The organism is Arhodomonas sp. KWT (assembly GCF_010993615.1).
Map to the genome: position 1 here is coordinate 1 of NZ_WNXE01000924.1, position 664 is coordinate 664.

At 69.7% G+C, this 664-nt stretch carries 1 protein-coding gene; it reads right to left on the reverse strand.

Going from position 1 to position 664, the window contains the following annotated elements; genetic code table 11:
* Window positions 1-498 (reverse strand): DUF4194 domain-containing protein (locus G7A99_RS23330; protein ID WP_163144437.1); only part of this gene is annotated, 498 nt, incomplete at its 3' end.
* Window positions 499-664: the final 166 nt, after the last annotated feature.

The window sequence follows — 664 nt, forward strand, 5'->3', positions numbered from 1 at the left end:
GCGCCGCAGCATACCCAGCTCCACGGCCTTTTTGATGTGACTGTCCATGCGATCCAGCAGCCTGGCCTCGTTGGCGGTCTCCGGGAGGAACACCCGTATCTGCTCGACGATCTGCTCGCGGGAGAGCACCAACCGAGTGTCGCCGCCGGTGGCGTCGTGCTCGGCCAGCTTCTTGCGCAGCAGGGCCAGCAGCAGGCTCACCGGGTAGCTGAGCTGGCGCCGCGCCACCAGCCGCGGCAGCTCGTCGCCGGCGTCCGGGTCCCGGGGGCGCTGGCGCAGAAAGGCGTAGCCCTCGGCCTCGTCCAGGATCAGCTCCAGGCCCAGCACGGCGACATAGTCCCGCACACGGGCCTGCAGGTTCAGCAGCCCCTGCCAGAGCTGCGGCGCGCTGTCTCGATGGAGCACGCCGCGGAACAGGGCCACCAGCACCTGGGACAGGCGGTCGCCGGCGTCGCCGTCGAGGGCGGTGGGCGCGGTCTCGTAATCGTTGTCCGTCATGCGTCTATGGTAAGCGTTGTTGGCGCTTGGATCATGCCCGTAGCCCGTAGGTCGGGCACGCTTGGTGCCCGACATCCCGGGCCCGCCGGCCGTCATGGATATCGGCGTCCTCTCCGGCCAATGCCGGCCTACGTGGCGCCGTGCCCCGGCGTGTTGCTGTTGGGCA